Raw genomic sequence first — 16,744 nt, 5'->3', positions numbered from 1 at the left:
TTATGTTTGCTTGGCATGCTTGTTGCTGATGATCTGAGATCATTCGGAGCCCTGTATCCATGGTGAGAGGTCGCGTGATCTTTTCGGTAGGACGTTCCAAGCAAGATTGCGCCCAGGCATGTGCGGCGATCATGCGGGACAAGCCCACTGTCTGGCTTTTCCTGCTGGCAATCGCGCTCATCGCGCTCGCACCCTCAGCCTCGGCCCAGGTCTACCGGGCCTTTGACCAGCGTTATACCACCACGCTCAACGGCGACCTGCTGTTCCTCGCCAACACCAACCTCACCTGCAACGGCACCACCGGCAGTTGCGGCGCGACCATCAACGACGGGCTGACCATGGTGGCCACCAGGCTGCCGGCCGATGCCACCGACACCAGCATCACCAACTCCAGCAGCGCCACCCTAGCAGCGGCAGACTTGCCGGCCGGCGCGCAGATCGTGCGCGCGCAGTTGTACTGGGGTGGCCTGGTTGCTAGCGATGCCAGCAGCCAGCCCAGTCCGTCGCCAACAGCCACCTCGATCCGCTTCGGCCGACCGGGGCTTGGCTACCAGGCGCTTTCGGCGAGCGGCTGCGACGTGTCGCCGCGCTCTACCATCTGGGGCGCAGGACAACCGCACCACGTCTACACGTGCCGCGCCGACGTGACCACCGCCGTGCGTGCAAGCGGCGCGGGTACCTACCGTGTGGCCAACCTGCCGCTGCAGTCCGGCCTGGTGAACCGCTTCGGCGGCTGGACGCTGGTGCTGGTGGTGCAGAACCCCGCGCGTCCGCTTCGCAACTTCACCATCAATGATGGCCTGGCGGTGATCGCCACCACCGGCACGGCGCCGGTGAACCAGGTCTCGCTGACGGTGTCCGGCTTTCGCACGCCTTTTAGCGGGACGGTGGCTGCGCAACTGGGCTGGATGGCGATGGATGGCGACCGCGGCGCGGCCGACGGCTTCACCTTCCAAGGCCTGGGATCCTCGCTGGTCAACGTGTCAGACGCCTGCAACACCGCTGGGGATGTCTTCAACTCCACGATCTGCCGGCTCGGCAGTGTGGTCAACCAGCGCAGCCTGGCCAACAACAACCTGACCAACACGCTGGGCTTTGATGCCGACATCGTGCAGCTAGCCAACCCCGGCAACATCGCGCTGGCTAACGGCGCGACCTCCGCTACCCTCACCGCGCGCACCAGCAGCGAGGGCTATGCGATCTCGCTGCTGGCCACGGCCATTGATGTGTTCCAGCCCACCGTGGATGCGGCCACCGCCAAGACCCAGGCCAACCTGACCAATCCGGGCCTGCCCGCCGGCCAGGCGCGCGCGGGCGATCGCATCCGCTACACCATGACACTGCAGAACACTGGCCAGGACAATGCGGTCAATGTATCGATCCGCGATGCGATCCCGGCCAATACCGACTTTGAGGCCGGCAGCCTGCAGGTGAGCGCCGGTGCGAATACCGGAGCCAAGACCGATACGGTGGGCGATGACGTGGCGGAAGCGGCGTCAAACACGACCGTGTTTCGCGTGGGCACCGGCGCCGATGGCAGCCAGGGCGGATTGTTGCGCTGCCAAAGCTGCATTGGCACGCAGCCGACCTCCACCACGGTGAGCTTTGTGGTGCGCGTACGCGCCGATGCCGCCGACGGCACGGTGATCCGCAATCTGGCGCAGGTGAGCTACACCGGTGCCTCCAGCGGCGAGGTATTCACCGAGAGCACCAACACCACCGAGCTGCGCGTTCAGGCCCCGCCCCGATTGACGCTAGTGAAGACGATCGCCGGCCGCGCGGTGGCGACCGACCAGTTCACCGTGGCAATCGACAACGGCGGCCCGAGTGCGACCAGCACGGGCACGGCGAGCAGCGTGTCGACCACCGCCTTTACCGCCACCGCCGGCACGACCTACACGCTGTCCGAAAGCGGCGCGGGCACGCCGGCCGCCAACCTGGCGCTGTACGACACGCAATACAGTTGCGTAAACAGCATCGCCGGCACCACCGATGTGCCGCCAGGTCAAGGCCGCAGCTTCCAGGTCACGCCGGTGGCGGGCGACGACCTGACGTGCACTTTCGTTAACACCCCACGCACGGTGGACCTATCGGTCACCAAGACGTCCTTGGTCACGCAGGTCGTACAGGGCAATGCCATCGACTACACGGTGACCGTGACGCATGCGGCCGGAACCGTGGCCGCAGATGGGGCCATTGTCCGTGACACACCGGGTACCGGCCTGAGTGCGTGCACCGTGATCAGTTGCACGCCCAGTGGCGGGGCAAGCTGCCCTGCCACCCCGGCGGAGCTGCTGGCCGCCGGCGGTACACCCATTCCGCTGCTGCCGCCGGGCGGTCGTGTGGTCTTCGCGGTGAGTTGCATTGCCGACTAAGGCAGCGGCGGTTCACCTAAATGGCATTCGCATAGCTCTTATGTGCTGCTGTGCAACAGCCATACGTTGTCGCACATGCACGACTATTTCACCTGCGTTTCAATAGGGTCGCGGCAACGGAGATCCGGCATGCAAGCACGCCACCCAGAACGCGTTGACCTAACCGACCGCTTGCGGCAATTCGAACTGCTGCTCAACTCGGTCACCGACTATGCCATCTACATGCTTGATGCAGAGGGCTATGTCCGTTCGTGGAACGCCGGCGGAGAACGCATCAAGGGCTACCGGCAGGAGGAGATCGAAGGCACGCACTACTCAGCCTTCTACCTGCCTGAGGATGTCGCTCAGGGCATCCCGATGAAGAACCTGCATATCGCCGAGCGTGAGGGTCGCTTCGCCGGCGAGGGCTGGCGCCTGCGCAAGGATGGCTCCCGGTTCCGGGCCAGTGTGGTGATCGATCCCATCTGGGATGCCGGTGAGCTGGTGGGCTTTGCAAAGGTCACCCGCGATATCACCGAGCGGTATCTGGCCGAGCAACGCCTTGAGAAAGCGCGTCAGGACTTACTGCAATCCCAGAAAATGGAGGCCGTCGGCAAGCTCACCCTGGGTCTTGCCCACGATTTCAATAACCTGCTGACCATCATCATCAACAGCCTGGACGTGATCGATACGCGGGCCCAGAACGAGAAAGTCTCTGAGATGGTCCTTACCGCCTTGCGCGCTTCCGAGCGCGGCATCCTACTCTCGCGCCAGCTGCTGACCTTTGGCCGCGGCCAGAATTTGGTGCCAGAGCGTGTTGACCTAAATCGCCTGATCGAAAGCGGCAAGGACCTGTATCGCCGCTGCGCGGGTTCGGCCGTGTCGGTTTTTTTCGATCTGGCACCGGACCTGCCCATGATCGATGTCGATCGTGGACAGTTTGAAGCCAGCCTTCTCAATCTGGTCAGTAATGCGCGCGATGCCATGCCATCCGGTGGCGCTCTCTACCTGACCAGCTTTCACTGCGTCAAAGCCAATCCGGCCGATCCTGAGCACCGTCAACGTGAGTACGTCTGCGTGGCCGTCAAAGATACCGGTGTCGGCATTTCGGCCGAGCAGCAGGCCCAGGTGTTCGACCCGTTCTTCACGACCAAGCCAATCGGACGTGGCAGCGGACTGGGTTTGAGCCAGGTCCATGGCTTTGCCGCCCAATCTGGCGGATTTGCCGAGCTGGAAAGCGGCCTTGGCGCCGGCACCACCGTTACCCTTCATTTCCCCCTACCCGGAGCGTTTACATGAGCGAGATGTCCCTCTTGTTTGTAGAAGATGAGGACGATCTTCGCGTCATCATGCAGGATGCCCTTCAGAGCCACGGCTATCAGGTCAGTCTGGCCACCGATGGTGCCAGCGCGCTGTCCATGCTCGAGGGGGACACGGCGTACTCCCATGTCGTGACCGATGTACGTATGCCCGGGGAGGTCACCGGTCTGGAGGTGGCAACCAAGGCACTGGAACGCTCACCGCACTCACGCGTGGTGCTGGTATCGGGTTACCAGCGCGGTCAGCTGCCCCCCTTACCGGAGGGTGTGGTGTTCCTGAGCAAACCCTATCGCATCAAGCAACTGCTGCTGGCCCTGGAAGAAGGCTGACGCCTCTGGGAACCTGCCTCAGTCCTCGTCGGCCCATCGCGCCAGATTTTGCTTGATAGCTCCGATCCCTTCCCAGGGATCCTTGCGGCGTCGTTTCAACTTCGCCGGCACCTCATCGATCGTGAACGCATTGGCCTTGGTCAGTTTGGACAGATCGCTCCATGCCACGGGCATCGCCACCGGCGCCCCGGCACGGGCACGCATCGAATAGGAGGCCACGGCCGTGGCCCCTCGCCCATTGCGCAGGTAATCCACGAAGATCTTTTTGGTTCGTTTGACTTTCGTGGCCGTGGCCACGAAGCGGTCCGGTTCTGAGCGCGCTAGCGCATCGGCAAAGCCGTGGGCAAAGCGCTTGGTCAAGGACCAATCGCAGCCGGGATTGAGCGGTACCACTACGTGCAAGCCCTTACCGCCGGAGACCCGCAGGAACGACTCCAGCTCCAGCTGGGCCAGCAACTTGCGGATATCCACGGCTGCCTGCTTGATCTCGGTAAATGGGACGCCCGGCCCCGGATCCAGATCGAACACCACCCGATCGGCGCGATCAGGTGCATCGGCGTGCGAGCCCCAGGGATGGAACTCCAGCGCATTGAATTGGACCAACTCCATGAGCCCCGGCAGGTCCTCCACCACCAGATAGTCGGCATTGTTGCCAGACTCCTCCTTGAGCTTGACCGTCTCCACGCGCTCAAGGCCGGCGGTCAGGTGCTTCTGGAAAAAGCACGGCCGCTCGATGCCCGCCGGGCAGCGAATGATGGATAGCGGACGACCCGCGATCTCAGGTAGCAGGTGGTCGGCCACGGCCAGGTAGTAATCCCAGACCTGCTGCTTGGTGATACGCGAGTCCGGGAACAACACTTTGGTGGGACTGGAGAGCGTGGGCAGCGCCGTGTCGCTCGCTTTTCGTGCCGCCTTCTTGCCTGCCTTCTTCGCCGTCTTGGCTTGCGTGGCGCGCGTGGCGGAGGCCTTCGAGGATGCTCGCGCCTTTGGATTGGCTTTGATGCGATCCCCCCTGGTCAGGTCCTCGACGTCCTTGTCGGTGCGAATGGCTTTGAGGCTGGGTTGACGCAGCAACTGCTGACGTCCGATGCCCCGAAAGAACACCTCCACCACGAACCGCGGTGCAAACCAGGTAGCCGCTCGCAGGTCGGTGTCGGTGGTGCCCACATAGGCGGTGGGCTTCTTGCCCCCTGCCCCGGCCAGCTGCTGGGTGACCTGGCGCATCAGCGCATCATTGAAGCCGGTGCCTACCCGCCCTACGTAGCGCCAACCATGCTCGGGATCGGGCTTGGCTAACAGCAGCGAGCCAAACCCGGTCCGACTGCCTTTGGGGGCCGTGTAGCCGACCACGACGAACTCGTCGGAGGCCAGCTGCTTGGTCTTGCGCCAGTCCTCGCTACGCCCGCTCTGATACGGTCGGTCGGCGCGCTTGGAGATGATGCCTTCAAAGTGCCGCTGCCCCGCCAGTTGGTAGGCGCTGTGGCCATCGCCGGCGATATGGGAGGAGAAGGCCAAGTGTGCCGGTGGATCGGACAGCATTGCCTGCAGCAAGGCCTTGCGCTCAATCAGCGGCGCCGCTGAGATATCCACCCCATCCACATGTAACAGATCGAACAGGGCCAGGGCCAACGTGCCCTGTCGCTCGCCCGAGAGCGTGGACTGCAACAGGTTGAAGTCTTCCTTGGTGCCGGACCCGGCAATGAGCTCGCCATCCAGTGCGCCGGAGGTCAGCCCCAGTTGCGCGATGGCATCGCGGATGTCAGGAATCTTGTCGGTCCATTCCAACGCGTTGCGCGACCACAGGCCCACCTTACCCTTGGCAATGGTGGCCAGGATGCGGTAGCCGTCCCATTTGAGCTCGTGGATCCACTGCTCGCCTTCAGGCGGAGCATCGCCCAGCTTGGCCAACTGCGGCTCGAAGGGGCCTGAAGGTGGAGCCGCTTTCTTGGCCCCTGTCAGTTTCAGGGCCTTCTTTGCCCAGGCATTGGCGGGTGCCTTTTTCGCCGGTAACGCGGTGAGTTTTTTCTTGGCCGTCTTGCCCGAGCCTGCCCGCTTCAGATCCGCTGCCGGGGCCTGCGTCACATCGGCCAGCAGGTCATCGGCTTCCAGCGTGCCGGCATAGGCATCCTTGTCCTTGAACAACAGCCACTGCGGCTGCTTGGCCGGTTTGCCCGAGCGCACCAGATGCCAGCCGCCCTTGAGCTTGGTGCCGAACAATTCAAAGCGCAGATGCCCTTTGACCAATTGCGCTTCCGGATCGGTGTCGGTACTCCAGACGCCATGATCGAACTGCGCTACATGGCCGCCGCCGTACTCCCCCTTGGGGATGTCCCCTTCGAAGGAGGCGTAATCCAGCGGATGGTCTTCCACCTCCACCGCCATGCGCTTGACCGTGGGGTCATAGCTGGGCCCTTTTGGCACAGCCCAGCTCTTGAGCGCATCGCCGATCTGCAGGCGAAAATCGTAGTGCCGCCGGCTGGCGTGGTGAAGTTGCACCACGAAGATCGGTCGTCTGCCCTTGGGCGCAGCCTTGCCCGGCTCCGGCTCGCGCGTCTTGTCGAAGCTGCGCTTGCGACGGTAGTCGGTCAGGCTCATGGCACTTACTTACCCAAGTGCGCGCGCACGGCCTTGGCGGTATTGCCCACGGCTGCCACGACCGAGCGTAGTTGCGCTTCCGAGATTCCGAGCTCCTTGGTCCAGTACTGCACCTCGTAGTCTTCGCTCAGGTTGATGCGATCGCGATCGGGTGAACCGGTATTGCGCTTGTCATCTGCCATCATGATGCTCCTGGGCTGGGGTGATCAGGACGCCTTGCGGCTGGCCGCTTTCTTGGCGGCCTTCTTGGGTGCTGAGGTGGCCTTGGCCGCCTTGGCCGGTGCTTGCTTGCTCGTGGGGGCTTTTTTGGCCGCGGTCGCTTTCTTGGCCGGGGTGCGCTTGTTGCTCTGCAGGCTCTGCTGCAGCAAGGACATGAAATCCACCACATTGGTGGCCGCGTCCTCGCGGGGCTCGGGCTCCTCGAACTTGGTCGTGGCCCCGGCCGACTTGATGCGCTTTTTGATGATGTCCGACAGCCGTGCACGAAATTCGTCGTGGTAATCGGCCGGATTCCACTCCGAAGTCATCGAATCGATCAGCTGCTCAGCCATCTGCAACTCCTTGGGCGCCAATCGGTAATCCGCCGGCTTGCCTTCGGGCAGCTTGTACTCGTCGAAATCGACCAGCTCCTGCGGGTAGCGCAACAGGATCAGCACCAGGGCCGGGCCATCGGGCATGACCGCGCACATGTATTCACGCGTGCGGATGACCACCTTGGCAATGCCGACCTTGCCCGAGCTCTTCAGCGTCTCGCGCAGCAGGACGTAGCCCTTTTCTGCCTTCTTGCCCGGAACGAGGACATAGGGCTTTTCGAAGTAGCGCAGGTTGATGCTGGCCGCATCGACAAAGGTTTCCACATCGACCGACTCGTGGGACTCGGGCGCCGCCGCGGCGATGTCCTCTTTCTCGATCACCACATAGCTGCCCTTGTCGTACTCGAAGGCTTTGACGATGTCCTTCCACGGCACTTCTTCGCCCGTGTCGGCATTGACCCGCTCAAAGCGGATGGGCTTCTTGTCGCGCGAGTCGAGCATCCGGAAGCTCAGGTCGGTGCGCCGCTCGCCCGACATCAACGACACGGGGATGTTCAACAGGCCAAAGGAGAGGGATCCACTCCAGATCGGACGGGCCATGGCTGCCTCCAGAACGTGAGCGCCCCTTGTAGGACGGCAGGTGTGAAGCAGATGTTGAATAGGCCGTGCACGGTCGGCTTAGCCGCCAGCCTGCTCGGCGTACCAGTGGGCGTAGGGCGAGTTCTTGGCCAAGGTGCGGGTGTAGTCCGGCGCGGCATCGTCCCACCACACCGGTCCACGTTCGCCGAGCGCCGTTTTCGCAACGTGCACCGCCTGCCGGGCTGCCTTCAGGTTAGGCGCGTTACCACTGACCAGGGCGCGCTTGACCGCGCCTCGGGCCGCCATCAGCTCCTTGACCAGCGCACTGCGCTCGGACTCGGACAGACGCGGATTGCTGGTGCGCCAGAGCCGTCCTCGCACCACCAGATAACGCCCATCCGGGGTAAACAGTGGCCCGGAAGGCTGATCTGCCGCGCTGGCAGGATCTTCCATCCCAGGCCTACCGCGGGGTGAGCACGTCCAGCAGCAACGGCACGCTAAAGGGCTTGGTCATCAACAGGGTCCCGGTGGGCAGATCCGTCATCTCTTCCTTGGGATGGCCCGACACCACGCACACCGTTGCACGAGGATTGAGTACGCGCGCCTGGCGCGCCACCGCCGCCCCGGTATCGCCTGGCATGTTGTAGTCGGTGACCACACAATCGAAAGGCGACTTGTTCAGGTGATCCAGCGCCGCAGCCGCATCGGCGGCCTGCGTGACCGCGTGACCTGCGCCGGTCAGCGCCTGGGCCACCAAGTCTCGATGCTGATGATCATCGTCTACGTAGAGAATGGTCAGGCTTGTCATGCCGCGCAATGTGCGGATACCCGCGCGAGGTCAGCGTGAACGAGTGAGCTGCCTGGCCAGCGCCGGCGCCTGCGTTGGGACCGTTGCTCAACCGTCCCTTCTGCCGAGCGCCCGTCAGGCCGCTTGCTGGATCAATTCGTAGTACGGATGCCGCTTGTCATCGAAGTTGGCAAACAACGCATCCAGATGGTTCGGATCTGGATTGAGCCAAGCCTCCACGTGCTCGGGCTTGATGTTGATGATCGTACGGTCGTGGCCGGCGGCAGCGACCTCAGGTTCCGGCTCATCGGTAATGGCCGCGCAGGACCACAGATCAGGCTCCTGTCCGGTCGGATCCACCCAATGCGAATACAGGCAGGCGATGTACATCGTTTCGCCGGTACGCGGCCGGAAACGGATCTCCTTGGATCCCCCCATGCCATCGTCGACGCTCTCATAGAACGTCTCGGCCAACATCAGGCCGTGGGTGTAACCAACTGCTTGCGCCAGAACAGCGTTAGTTTGTCGCGCCGGGCGTTGTAGGTCCCGGATACCCGCCCGTCCTTGGTCCAATCGATGGAAGGGTTCATGCCGGCGGGACGGCAGTGGTAGCGCATCGGGCGCACCACTTTCTTGCCGCCTTCCGAGATAAGGATGGGCACGTACCAGTCCGGATAGATCCGGTTGTCGCTAGCCGGTTCAATGCGCGTGCGCTTGGCATCTTCAATCCAGCGCAGCAGCTGTCTGATCTTGTTGCTTGCGATGCGCTGCTCGTTCAGCGCGCCCTTGGTCGGCCTGATGAGCAGCTTGGCCTCGGCTGCCTCCAGACGGGCCTGCTGGATAGTCAGTTCCGCCTCGCTTTGCGCCAGCTTGTGGCCGTTCCACTGCGAGATCAGCTCCTGGATCTGACGCTCTTGCGCCGAGCGTGGCGGGAGGAAATTGGCATCCATGCCCTTGGGAATCTTGGGCAACCCCTTGGCCGGGGTACGCACCCGATAGGCCTCATCACGCTTGAGGTACACCTTCCAGAATTCACCAATATCGATCTCGGCCCCGAATTCCTCCACGAACTTGTCGTACAAGGTCCACGCCTCAGCCGAATAGCACATCCAACTCCCCCTTCAGGCGCTGGCGACGGGCATGTGCTGACGGACCACCTCGGCTAGCGCCTCATCGCTGATAGAGGTCCCGGCACAGTGGGTGTCGATGAAATCGTCCACGGCTTTCATGAGTGGATCGTAGGCGGCCATCCAATACGCGTTCATCGGCAAGTCCAGGAAGTAGCTCGGGCAGATCACCTCCCGGCTATCCAGGGTCATGCCGTACTCCAGCCACGCGTTATCCAGGTCCGCATCCCCATGGACGTGACTGAGCGTGCTCCAGATCTCAGGGGTCAGCCCCAACTCGGCTTGCTTGGCGGCGATGAGCTGACCGAATTCACGGTAGGTGGTGCGCTCCCGGAACGCGGTGGTCATCGGATACGTACAGACCCAGGCATTGAGCTGGTTGAGCAGGTCCGCGTAGTGCGCAAGGTTGAGGGACTGGCTCATCTGCTCTCACGGCAAGGTTCATCACCACCGGAAATTAAGCCAGCATCGCGCTAGATGCACTGCAGCCGGCCACAGATATGATCGTAATGCGCCGCAGGTGTATCTGCCAGCAGGGCGCTCATGACCGGGGCCAGTGCATCGGCGTGCTCGTCCGGCCGCAAGTCGGCCAGTTGGGCGGGCAAGCTGCCGGCCAGTTCATCCAACGCTGTATCCAGCTCGCGCAAGGTCGTGGTCATGGTCCGAACGTCCAGAACGTTGAGGTGGACCGTACTGGCCGCGCGTCAATGCGCAGCGAAGACGATGGGCGCCATGAGGCATGGCTGCGCGTGGAACCAAACGTTTGCCCCATGTCGCGGTTCCACGAAGCGCTGCAATCCTCGGCCTGACAAGCGCTTAGCGTCCTGCCGGCTCGCGCTCATTGGCAACCACGGCGGTCCGCTCTAGCCTGTCCCCCCGGCGCTGTCTCACCGGGTGATTCTGACTTGTAGAGACTCTGGCCATGCTCGACACCCTGCTGCCTCCTGGATACCTGGGCGCTGCCCCACACCATCCCCCCGCCATATACCTGCCCTTGCTGCCGGTGCGGGCCACCTGTGGCTTTCCCTCGCCGGCCGAAGATTTCTATGGCAGCCAAGACGTGCTGGATATCCATCAGCGCGTTGTGCGCAATCCGGTGGCCACGTTTTTCGTGGAGACCGACACCGGCACCTCGATGGTCGAGTTTGGCATCTTTCCCGGCGATACCCTTGTGGTGGATCGCTCCCTGCACGCCAAACACGGGGATATCGTGATGGTGAACTGGGAGGGGGGCTTTACGGTGAAGCAGCTGCGACTGCGGGCTGGCCGGTACGAGCTGCACTCGGGCAATCCGTCCCACCTGCTGCCTCCCATCGTCGTGCCGGAGGAGGTGGAACTGGATGTGTGGGGTGTGGTCACCTGGTCGTTCCGAAAACAGGTCAGGCGCTGACATGGCCGCCGTGCAAGACCGCACAGCACCTCTGGCGCCTGCGATGTCCGGTTCCCGTTGGCCGATTCGCTGTGCGCATACCTTCAGCGAGGCGGAAATGATGCGCCTGCGCGAGGGTGTCTTTCCCCGCGAGGAGCAGGATCGCTGGGCGCTGGGGCTGGAAGCTGACGTGCTGCGCTGCTGGCGCATCGATTCAAATGTCTGCATCTATGAAACGCGCCTGATCTCGGGTGAGGACGGCGGCGCCCTCGCCAGCGTGGTCGATGTACTGGACGATGAGGCTCTCTATCAGCGCGCCAGTACCGATGAGGGTGAGCTGGAACGCTTTGAGGGCGTGCTCTCATTCCTTCGCCGTCGAGAGGTGGAGACCACGTCGGCTGGGCCGGTGAGCCTGTCGAACGAGGCGTGAGATGTTTGGCTTGGTGGATGGCAACAATTTTTATGCCAGCTGCGAGCGGGTGTTCAACCCTGCCCTGCGCGAGCAGCCGGTGTGCATCTTGTCCAACAACGATGGCTGCGCCATCGCACGAAGCCAGGAATGCAAGGACCTGGGTGTGCGGATGGGCCAACCCATCCACGAGGTAGCGCCGCACATTCGACGCCAGCTGAAGATTTTTTCGGCCAACTTCGCCCTCTACGGCGATCTGTCGGGCCGAGTGGTGTCGGTCCTTCGGCACTGGTTCCCGCGGGTGGAGGTCTATTCGATCGATGAGTCCTTCATCACCTTCGACGGTGTGCCGGATGAGCAGCGGGAGCTCCTCGCCCAACAAGCCCGTGCGCAAATCCTGCAATGGGTGGGTATTCCATGCTGCGTGGGCATCGGCCCGACCAAGACCCTGGCCAAGCTGGCCAACAAACTGGCCAAAAAGACGGCCCATGGCGTGGTGACGGTACTGCCAGGTGCGGCGTTGCTCGATGCGTATCCGGTTGAGGACGTGTGGGGTGTGGGGCGCAAGCTTACGGCCAAGTTGGGCGCCAATGGCATCCTGACGGCCGGCGACCTGGCGCGTGCGGATGTTGATACGTTGCGAGCCCGCTATGGGGTGACACTGGCGCGCACGCAGCGGGAGCTGCAGGGCGTGGTGTGCAGCGAGCTGGAGGAGCTTGAGCTGGATCGCCAGCAGATTGTGGTCTCCCGCTCGTTTGGTCGTGAGGTCAACGCAGTGGAAGACCTGAAACAGGCGGTCTCAACCTTTACCCAGCGCGCCTGCGAAAAGTTGCGCGCCCGCTCGCTGAAGGCCGGTGGGGTGTGGGTGTGGGTCAACACCAACCCCTTCAAAGCCGGTGCCGACCAGTACCACCCCTCCAAAGCCTTCACCTTCATCGGACCGACGTGCGATACGCGGGAGGTTCTGCTGATCGCCCAGGGGCTGACCAAGGCGATGTATCGACCCGGGTATCGCTACAAGAAAGCCGGCGTGGGGTTGCTGGATCTGACGGCCGGCGATGTGCATCAGGCGGATCTGTTTGCCGGCATCGACCCGCGCTCCCACGCGCTGATGCAGGTGATGGACCAAGCCAATGCCAAATTCGGGCGCGGTGCGGTATCGATGGCCTCCTCGGCCTGGCGGCAGGCCAAGACGGGGGCCGCCAAACCGCAGTGGGCGATGAACCAGAAAAGCCTGTCGCCGTCCTACACCACCCGCTGGGATCAGTTGGTCAAAGCCCGCTAGGCTGGCTTAGACGGATTGGTCCGCCGGGAGCAGATGGCCGTCCAAGCCCTGGCTATTGACCTGATCCCGCCCCCGCTTCTTGGCCGCATAGAGCGCCGCGTCCGCGTTCTCCAGCAACCCGGCCGGATAGGGATCTTCGCTGGCCGGAAAGGCCGAGGCGATACCGATGCTGATGCTCAACCTGCCACTGGCCGTGGCCATGTGGGCGATACCGGCGTGCCTGACCACCTCGCGCACGTGTTCTGCGTGACGGTGGGCCAAGGCCAGCGAGGTGTGCGGCAGCACGATCACGAACTCTTCCCCACCGTAGCGCGCCACCAAGGCATTGGGCATCGTGCCCACGGCCTGTTGAAGCAGCGCTGCCACTCGGGACAGGCACTCATCACCGGCCGCGTGCCCAAAGGTATCGTTGTAGAGCTTGAAGTGATCGATGTCGATGAACATGACGCTCACCGGGGCTTCGGCTTTTACGTGCTCATCCCACTGCGTATTCAAGGCCTGGGTCAGCTGGCGACGGTTCGGCAGGCCGGTCAACGGATCATGCCCGGCCAACCAACGCATGTGCGCGTGGGCCGCTTCCAGTTCCCGCTTGGCGCGTTGAAAGGCGTGCTGGGTCAGGACGGAGCGGGCCACATACAGACCCAGCGCCGCGCAGGCAATCGAGCCGGCCAGCACCGCATGGTAGTCCGCCAAGGCAATGCTGATCAGGATGATGGCCAGGGGAGATACGGCGGGCACCAGCAGCACCACGATGCTTCGAAACCCATTGACCGGCAGCGTGTCCGAGGCGGGTGTGCCTTGCGCCAACACCATCTGGTGCACCATGAAGACCGCGGCGGCCACATCGATCAGCAGGAACCACGGCGAACCTGGCGGCGGCGCGATCCCGCCGATGATCAGGTGATTGACCACCAAGGCCGATACGGCGTAGCTGACCAGCATGGCCGCCAGCCCGATCGCAAAATGCCGCTCGCTCATCGTCGGCTGCACCGGCACGAAGGCCACCGCCACTGCGGCGATGATCACGTTCACCAGCTCGTGGTAGGTGTACGCGTGCGCGCCGGTTAGCGGGATCGTGAAGGTGGCGCCGCCGGCAATTTGCGGAAAGTAGAGCAGGCACACCGCAAGAGTCAGCAGGGCGGACTGGGCGATATCGAACCGGCGCGTGTGGGCCAGGATCTTGCGATTGCTCGTCAACACGATGGCCAGCAACCAGGGGATCGCGCGCAGCGCGAACACCATCAGGTAGGGCAGCACCACGGAGGTGTCGGCCCCGGTCAGCTGGCTGTAGGCGCTCATGCCCCACCCCAGCATCCACAACCCGGTGCCCACCGCCAGCAGCCCCCAGCGCACCCGGAGCACGCCGCTCGCGCGTCTGGCCTGTCCCAGGCAGTACGACAGCACCACCCCCAACGGCAGGCAAGCCCCTAACGGAGTCACCCACACCTGCTGTGGATAGCTCACAGCCAATAGCGCATGTGCCAGCAGGGCGATCCCCAGCAACACCAGCCAGCCAGCAGTGGAAGGGATCTGAGAACGCACGGGGGCGAGATTAAGAGAGATAGAAGGAGCCAATGCAAGGCCTGTACCGGTCTGCCGATCCGCCCTCCCGGCCCCATGCGAAAGGTGATTGACGTGGATTTGACGCCCCTGCACCTAGCGTCGGCCCCAGCGTCGCAGGAGTTTCCATGGCCAGCCAGACACCGCTCTCACCCGAGTTCTCCTGGCATGAGGAGGCCAACCGGCTGGTCTTGCGCCTGCAGGAGATTCCGCTGGCGCAGGTTGAGGCCACCGGCAATGCGTGGGTCGTGCGAACGCTGATGCACGATGGGGAACCGCCCTCTCGCATCGCCGTGCCCTCGGCCGAGGATGGCAAGGCGTGGGTCATGCGATGGGCGCACTGTCGTCAAGGCGCGCTGGTGCGCGCTATCGCCCAGCGGCTGACGGCGCACAGGCCTGCCAACCTGCAGACGGGCTGAGCGCGGTCCGTGAAAGCCCTGCCTCGCTCGTTTTACCGGCGCGATCCGCGCGTGGTGGCCCCCGAACTGCTCAACAAAATCATCGTCGCCCCGGACGGGCGCGCCGGCAGGATCGTGGAAGTGGAGGCCTATTGCGGCGCTGAAGATCCCGCGGCCCACACCTACCACGGCAAGACCGTGCGCAACGCCACCATGTTCGGCCCGGCCGGCCACCTCTATGTGTACCTGAGCTATGGCATCCACCTGTGCGCCAATACCGTGTGCGGTGAGGTGGGCGAAGGGTATGGCGTGTTGTTGCGGGCTATCGAGCCCGTGCAGCGCGTGGAGGCCATCCGGGATGCCCGCGGGCACCCCCGGCAAGATCGAGAACTTGGAAGTGGGCCCGGTCGCTTGGCGCAGGGACTTGGCATCACCTTGGAGCTCAACGGCGCCGATCTGGTGACCCGTGATAGGGGCGTCTGGGTGGGCGATGACGGCACGCCGCCCCCAAGGCACCCCGCCAGTACGCCGCGCATCGGGATATCCAAGGCCACCACGCATCTGTGGCGGTGGCACGTCCCGGACCACCGCCACGTCTCCCGACCGCCCAAGCGCTTCATGCCCGATTGAGCACACTCACCCTACTCCGAGCGCTGCCATGTTGAGCCACGATCAGATCACCGCCAGCCTGTCCGAGGCCGAACACGCCATTCGCACGGGCTCACTCACCGAAGACCCGCACCATTTTCTGGAGCGGTTGTGGGCGCAGGTGTATGAAGAATCGCCCACGGCTCTGCAGCCGGAGGTCTACGAACGGCTTCAGGCCTTGGCACAGTTGCTAGGGATTGATCGTGGTACCGCCGCCCAGCAGCGACTGGGCGGGCCGGCGTGGGATACCTTCCTGGCCGCGCTGGAGGAGCTGCCCTATGCCACCGAGGATGCGTTGGTGTTCTGGCGGGCGATCGACCATGCCAGCAAGCCGCTGCTGCGTGGCATGCAAGGCGATGATCGCACCACGATGGAGCAGGCCATTGCGCGGGAGCTCAGCGTGCGCGGCATCGCCGAGCGCACCGGCTGAGGCCTGCGTGATGACTTAGCCCTGTGAGCGCGGATCGGCCGTGGTATCCAGGATCTCGCCATCCTTGGATACACCATAAACCCGGCCGCTGTGGCCGGCCTTGAACAGGGTGCCATCCGGATCGCGTGGGGCCTGATCGTGTTGCTGGCGCTTGGCCTGCAAGGCCGACATCCGATCGGCCAAGGCCGGCAGCACGTTGCTGGTGGCCGTATTGAGGTGGGCCATGGCGCCTACCTTGATGTTGCGCCCGCCCTCCACCGCCGCCTCCAGAATGGCCTCGGCCACGCGGTGTGGATCGATCAACGGACTGGGCAGCTTGGGCTCGCTGGGCAGGTAATTGCGGGCGTGTTGCGGATACGGGGTGTTCACCGCGGTGGGTTGGATGAGCACGATGGACACCGGCGCCTCATCGACGTGCTCGTACTCCACGCGCAGCGCATCGGTGAAACCTTTTACCGCATGCTTGGAGGCCGAATACATCCCCTGCAGCGGCACCACCGCTTCGGATACCTCGCTTCCAACATTGATCAGCGTGCCTTGGGCGGACTGCAGAGCCGGCAACGCCAACAGCGAGCCGTTCACCACGCCCCAGAAATTGATCTCGAACAGTCGCTTGCTGTCAGCCTCGGTGACCTGGTCCAGCTTGCCGTAGATCGCCACACCTGCATTGTTGACCCACGTGTCGATGCGGCCATGCAAGGTGAGAATCTCGATCAGGGTGCGCTGCAATGCTTCCCGGTCGGACACATCGACCGTCATCGCATGCGCCCTGCCCCCTTCCACTGCAATGGCCTGGACGATTTCATCCAGTGTCTGGCCGCTTCGGGCAAGCAGGACAACCTGCGCCCCGCGCTCGGCGGCGAGCAAGGCCGTGCACAAGCCTATGCCGCTGGAGGCGCCGGTGATGACGATGACCTGCTCGTTAAGCGGCTTGTGCTTCATGGCGGCGATCTCGCAGTCGGAAAGCCTGACCGTAAGTGCCTAGGCATGCGCATAAGGTGAACGCAGATGCCCCGCCTAG

The 16,744-nt window shown here is 63.6% G+C and carries 20 protein-coding genes; 9 read left to right on the top strand and 11 right to left on the bottom strand.

The window, feature by feature from the left end; genetic code table 11:
* Positions 1-131: 131 nt before the first annotated feature.
* The 3 genes from ACGHX3_RS09770 to ACGHX3_RS09760 all read left to right on the top strand — a co-directional run bounded on the left by ACGHX3_RS09770 (position 132) and on the right by ACGHX3_RS09760 (position 4,003).
* The gene (locus tag ACGHX3_RS09770) at positions 132-2,375 is read left to right on the top strand and encodes a DUF11 domain-containing protein (RefSeq protein WP_213604979.1); all 2,244 of its coding nucleotides are present in this window, start codon (positions 132-134) and stop codon (positions 2,373-2,375) included.
* A 129-nt stretch (positions 2,376-2,504) separates the two neighbouring features.
* Complete coding sequence (locus ACGHX3_RS09765; RefSeq protein WP_185896139.1) at positions 2,505-3,653, top strand: nitrogen regulation protein NR(II); 1,149 nt, start codon at positions 2,505-2,507, stop codon at positions 3,651-3,653.
* The gene (locus ACGHX3_RS09760) at positions 3,650-4,003 is read left to right on the top strand and encodes a response regulator (RefSeq protein ID WP_249720559.1); all 354 of its coding nucleotides are present in this window, start codon (positions 3,650-3,652) and stop codon (positions 4,001-4,003) included. Before ACGHX3_RS09765 ends, ACGHX3_RS09760 begins: the two co-directional genes overlap by 4 nt.
* Before the next feature lie 18 nt (positions 4,004-4,021).
* Here the strand turns inward: ACGHX3_RS09760 and ligD are convergent, their stop codons facing one another.
* The 9 genes from ligD to ACGHX3_RS09715 form a co-directional block, all read right to left on the bottom strand.
* Positions 4,022-6,598 (bottom strand): DNA ligase D, encoded by a 2,577-nt coding sequence (ligD, locus tag ACGHX3_RS09755; protein WP_394694832.1) that lies wholly within the window; start codon positions 6,596-6,598, stop codon positions 4,022-4,024.
* A 5-nt stretch (positions 6,599-6,603) separates the two neighbouring features.
* On the bottom strand, positions 6,604-6,780 hold the full coding sequence (locus ACGHX3_RS09750; RefSeq protein ID WP_299347455.1) for a DUF3606 domain-containing protein: 177 nt from the start codon (positions 6,778-6,780) through the stop codon (positions 6,604-6,606).
* Positions 6,781-6,804: 24 nt separating this feature from the next.
* Positions 6,805-7,731, bottom strand: a complete 927-nt coding sequence (locus ACGHX3_RS09745; RefSeq protein ID WP_299347453.1) for a Ku protein — start codon at positions 7,729-7,731, stop codon at positions 6,805-6,807.
* A 78-nt stretch (positions 7,732-7,809) separates the two neighbouring features.
* Positions 7,810-8,163, bottom strand: coding sequence for a hypothetical protein (locus tag ACGHX3_RS09740; RefSeq protein ID WP_312767316.1), 354 nt, complete (start codon positions 8,161-8,163; stop codon positions 7,810-7,812).
* Between the two features lie 7 nt (positions 8,164-8,170).
* The gene (locus ACGHX3_RS09735) at positions 8,171-8,518 is read right to left on the bottom strand and encodes a response regulator (RefSeq protein WP_299347449.1); all 348 of its coding nucleotides are present in this window, start codon (positions 8,516-8,518) and stop codon (positions 8,171-8,173) included.
* A gap of 114 nt (positions 8,519-8,632) precedes the next feature.
* Positions 8,633-8,974, bottom strand: coding sequence for an SOS response-associated peptidase family protein (locus ACGHX3_RS09730; RefSeq protein WP_299347447.1), 342 nt, complete (start codon positions 8,972-8,974; stop codon positions 8,633-8,635).
* The gene (locus ACGHX3_RS09725) at positions 8,974-9,579 is read right to left on the bottom strand and encodes a hypothetical protein (protein ID WP_312767322.1); all 606 of its coding nucleotides are present in this window, start codon (positions 9,577-9,579) and stop codon (positions 8,974-8,976) included. Before ACGHX3_RS09725 ends, ACGHX3_RS09730 begins: the two co-directional genes overlap by 1 nt.
* A gap of 39 nt (positions 9,580-9,618) precedes the next feature.
* Positions 9,619-10,047 (bottom strand): hypothetical protein, encoded by a 429-nt coding sequence (locus tag ACGHX3_RS09720; protein WP_312767324.1) that lies wholly within the window; start codon positions 10,045-10,047, stop codon positions 9,619-9,621.
* Between the two features lie 50 nt (positions 10,048-10,097).
* Positions 10,098-10,283 (bottom strand): hypothetical protein, encoded by a 186-nt coding sequence (locus ACGHX3_RS09715; RefSeq protein WP_299347439.1) that lies wholly within the window; start codon positions 10,281-10,283, stop codon positions 10,098-10,100.
* A gap of 263 nt (positions 10,284-10,546) precedes the next feature.
* Between ACGHX3_RS09715 and ACGHX3_RS09710 the strand changes: the two genes are divergently transcribed.
* From ACGHX3_RS09710 to ACGHX3_RS09700, 3 genes are read left to right on the top strand one after another with little or no spacing between them, the layout of a single operon-like run.
* A complete protein-coding gene (locus tag ACGHX3_RS09710) occupies positions 10,547-11,014 on the top strand; it encodes a translesion error-prone DNA polymerase V autoproteolytic subunit (protein ID WP_312767328.1) in 468 nt (155 codons plus the stop codon).
* A gap of 1 nt (position 11,015) precedes the next feature.
* On the top strand, positions 11,016-11,423 hold the full coding sequence (locus ACGHX3_RS09705) for a hypothetical protein (RefSeq protein WP_299347435.1): 408 nt from the start codon (positions 11,016-11,018) through the stop codon (positions 11,421-11,423).
* A 1-nt stretch (position 11,424) separates the two neighbouring features.
* Positions 11,425-12,687 carry a Y-family DNA polymerase gene (locus ACGHX3_RS09700; RefSeq protein ID WP_299347433.1) on the top strand — a complete coding sequence of 421 codons (1,263 nt, stop codon included), beginning with the start codon at positions 11,425-11,427 and terminating at the stop codon, positions 12,685-12,687.
* A 6-nt stretch (positions 12,688-12,693) separates the two neighbouring features.
* Here ACGHX3_RS09700 and ACGHX3_RS09695 read toward each other — a convergent pair whose 3' ends face one another.
* The gene (locus ACGHX3_RS09695; protein ID WP_312767334.1) at positions 12,694-14,229 is read right to left on the bottom strand and encodes a GGDEF domain-containing protein; all 1,536 of its coding nucleotides are present in this window, start codon (positions 14,227-14,229) and stop codon (positions 12,694-12,696) included.
* A gap of 146 nt (positions 14,230-14,375) precedes the next feature.
* On the opposite strand from ACGHX3_RS09695, the gene ACGHX3_RS09690 reads away from it, so the two are divergent.
* From ACGHX3_RS09690 to ACGHX3_RS09680, 3 genes are read left to right on the top strand one after another with little or no spacing between them, the layout of a single operon-like run.
* Positions 14,376-14,666 carry a hypothetical protein gene (locus ACGHX3_RS09690; protein WP_299347429.1) on the top strand — a complete coding sequence of 97 codons (291 nt, stop codon included), beginning with the start codon at positions 14,376-14,378 and terminating at the stop codon, positions 14,664-14,666.
* Between the two features lie 9 nt (positions 14,667-14,675).
* The gene (locus ACGHX3_RS09685; protein WP_299347428.1) at positions 14,676-15,275 is read left to right on the top strand and encodes a DNA-3-methyladenine glycosylase; all 600 of its coding nucleotides are present in this window, start codon (positions 14,676-14,678) and stop codon (positions 15,273-15,275) included.
* A 28-nt stretch (positions 15,276-15,303) separates the two neighbouring features.
* Entirely contained in the window at positions 15,304-15,723 is a 420-nt protein-coding gene (locus tag ACGHX3_RS09680) for a hypothetical protein (RefSeq protein ID WP_394694831.1), read from the top strand.
* A gap of 15 nt (positions 15,724-15,738) precedes the next feature.
* On the opposite strand, the gene ACGHX3_RS09675 is transcribed toward ACGHX3_RS09680, so the two are convergent.
* Entirely contained in the window at positions 15,739-16,665 is a 927-nt protein-coding gene (locus ACGHX3_RS09675) for an SDR family oxidoreductase (RefSeq protein WP_299347426.1), read from the bottom strand.
* Positions 16,666-16,744 lie beyond the last annotated feature (79 nt).

It is taken from the genome of Pseudoxanthomonas japonensis (genome assembly GCF_043632995.1).
In the GTDB taxonomy this organism is placed as follows: Bacteria; Pseudomonadota; Gammaproteobacteria; order Xanthomonadales; family Xanthomonadaceae; genus Pseudoxanthomonas_A; species Pseudoxanthomonas_A japonensis.
The sequence above is the reverse complement of the archived record's forward strand: the minus strand, read 5'-3'. Positions and strand labels throughout refer to the sequence as shown.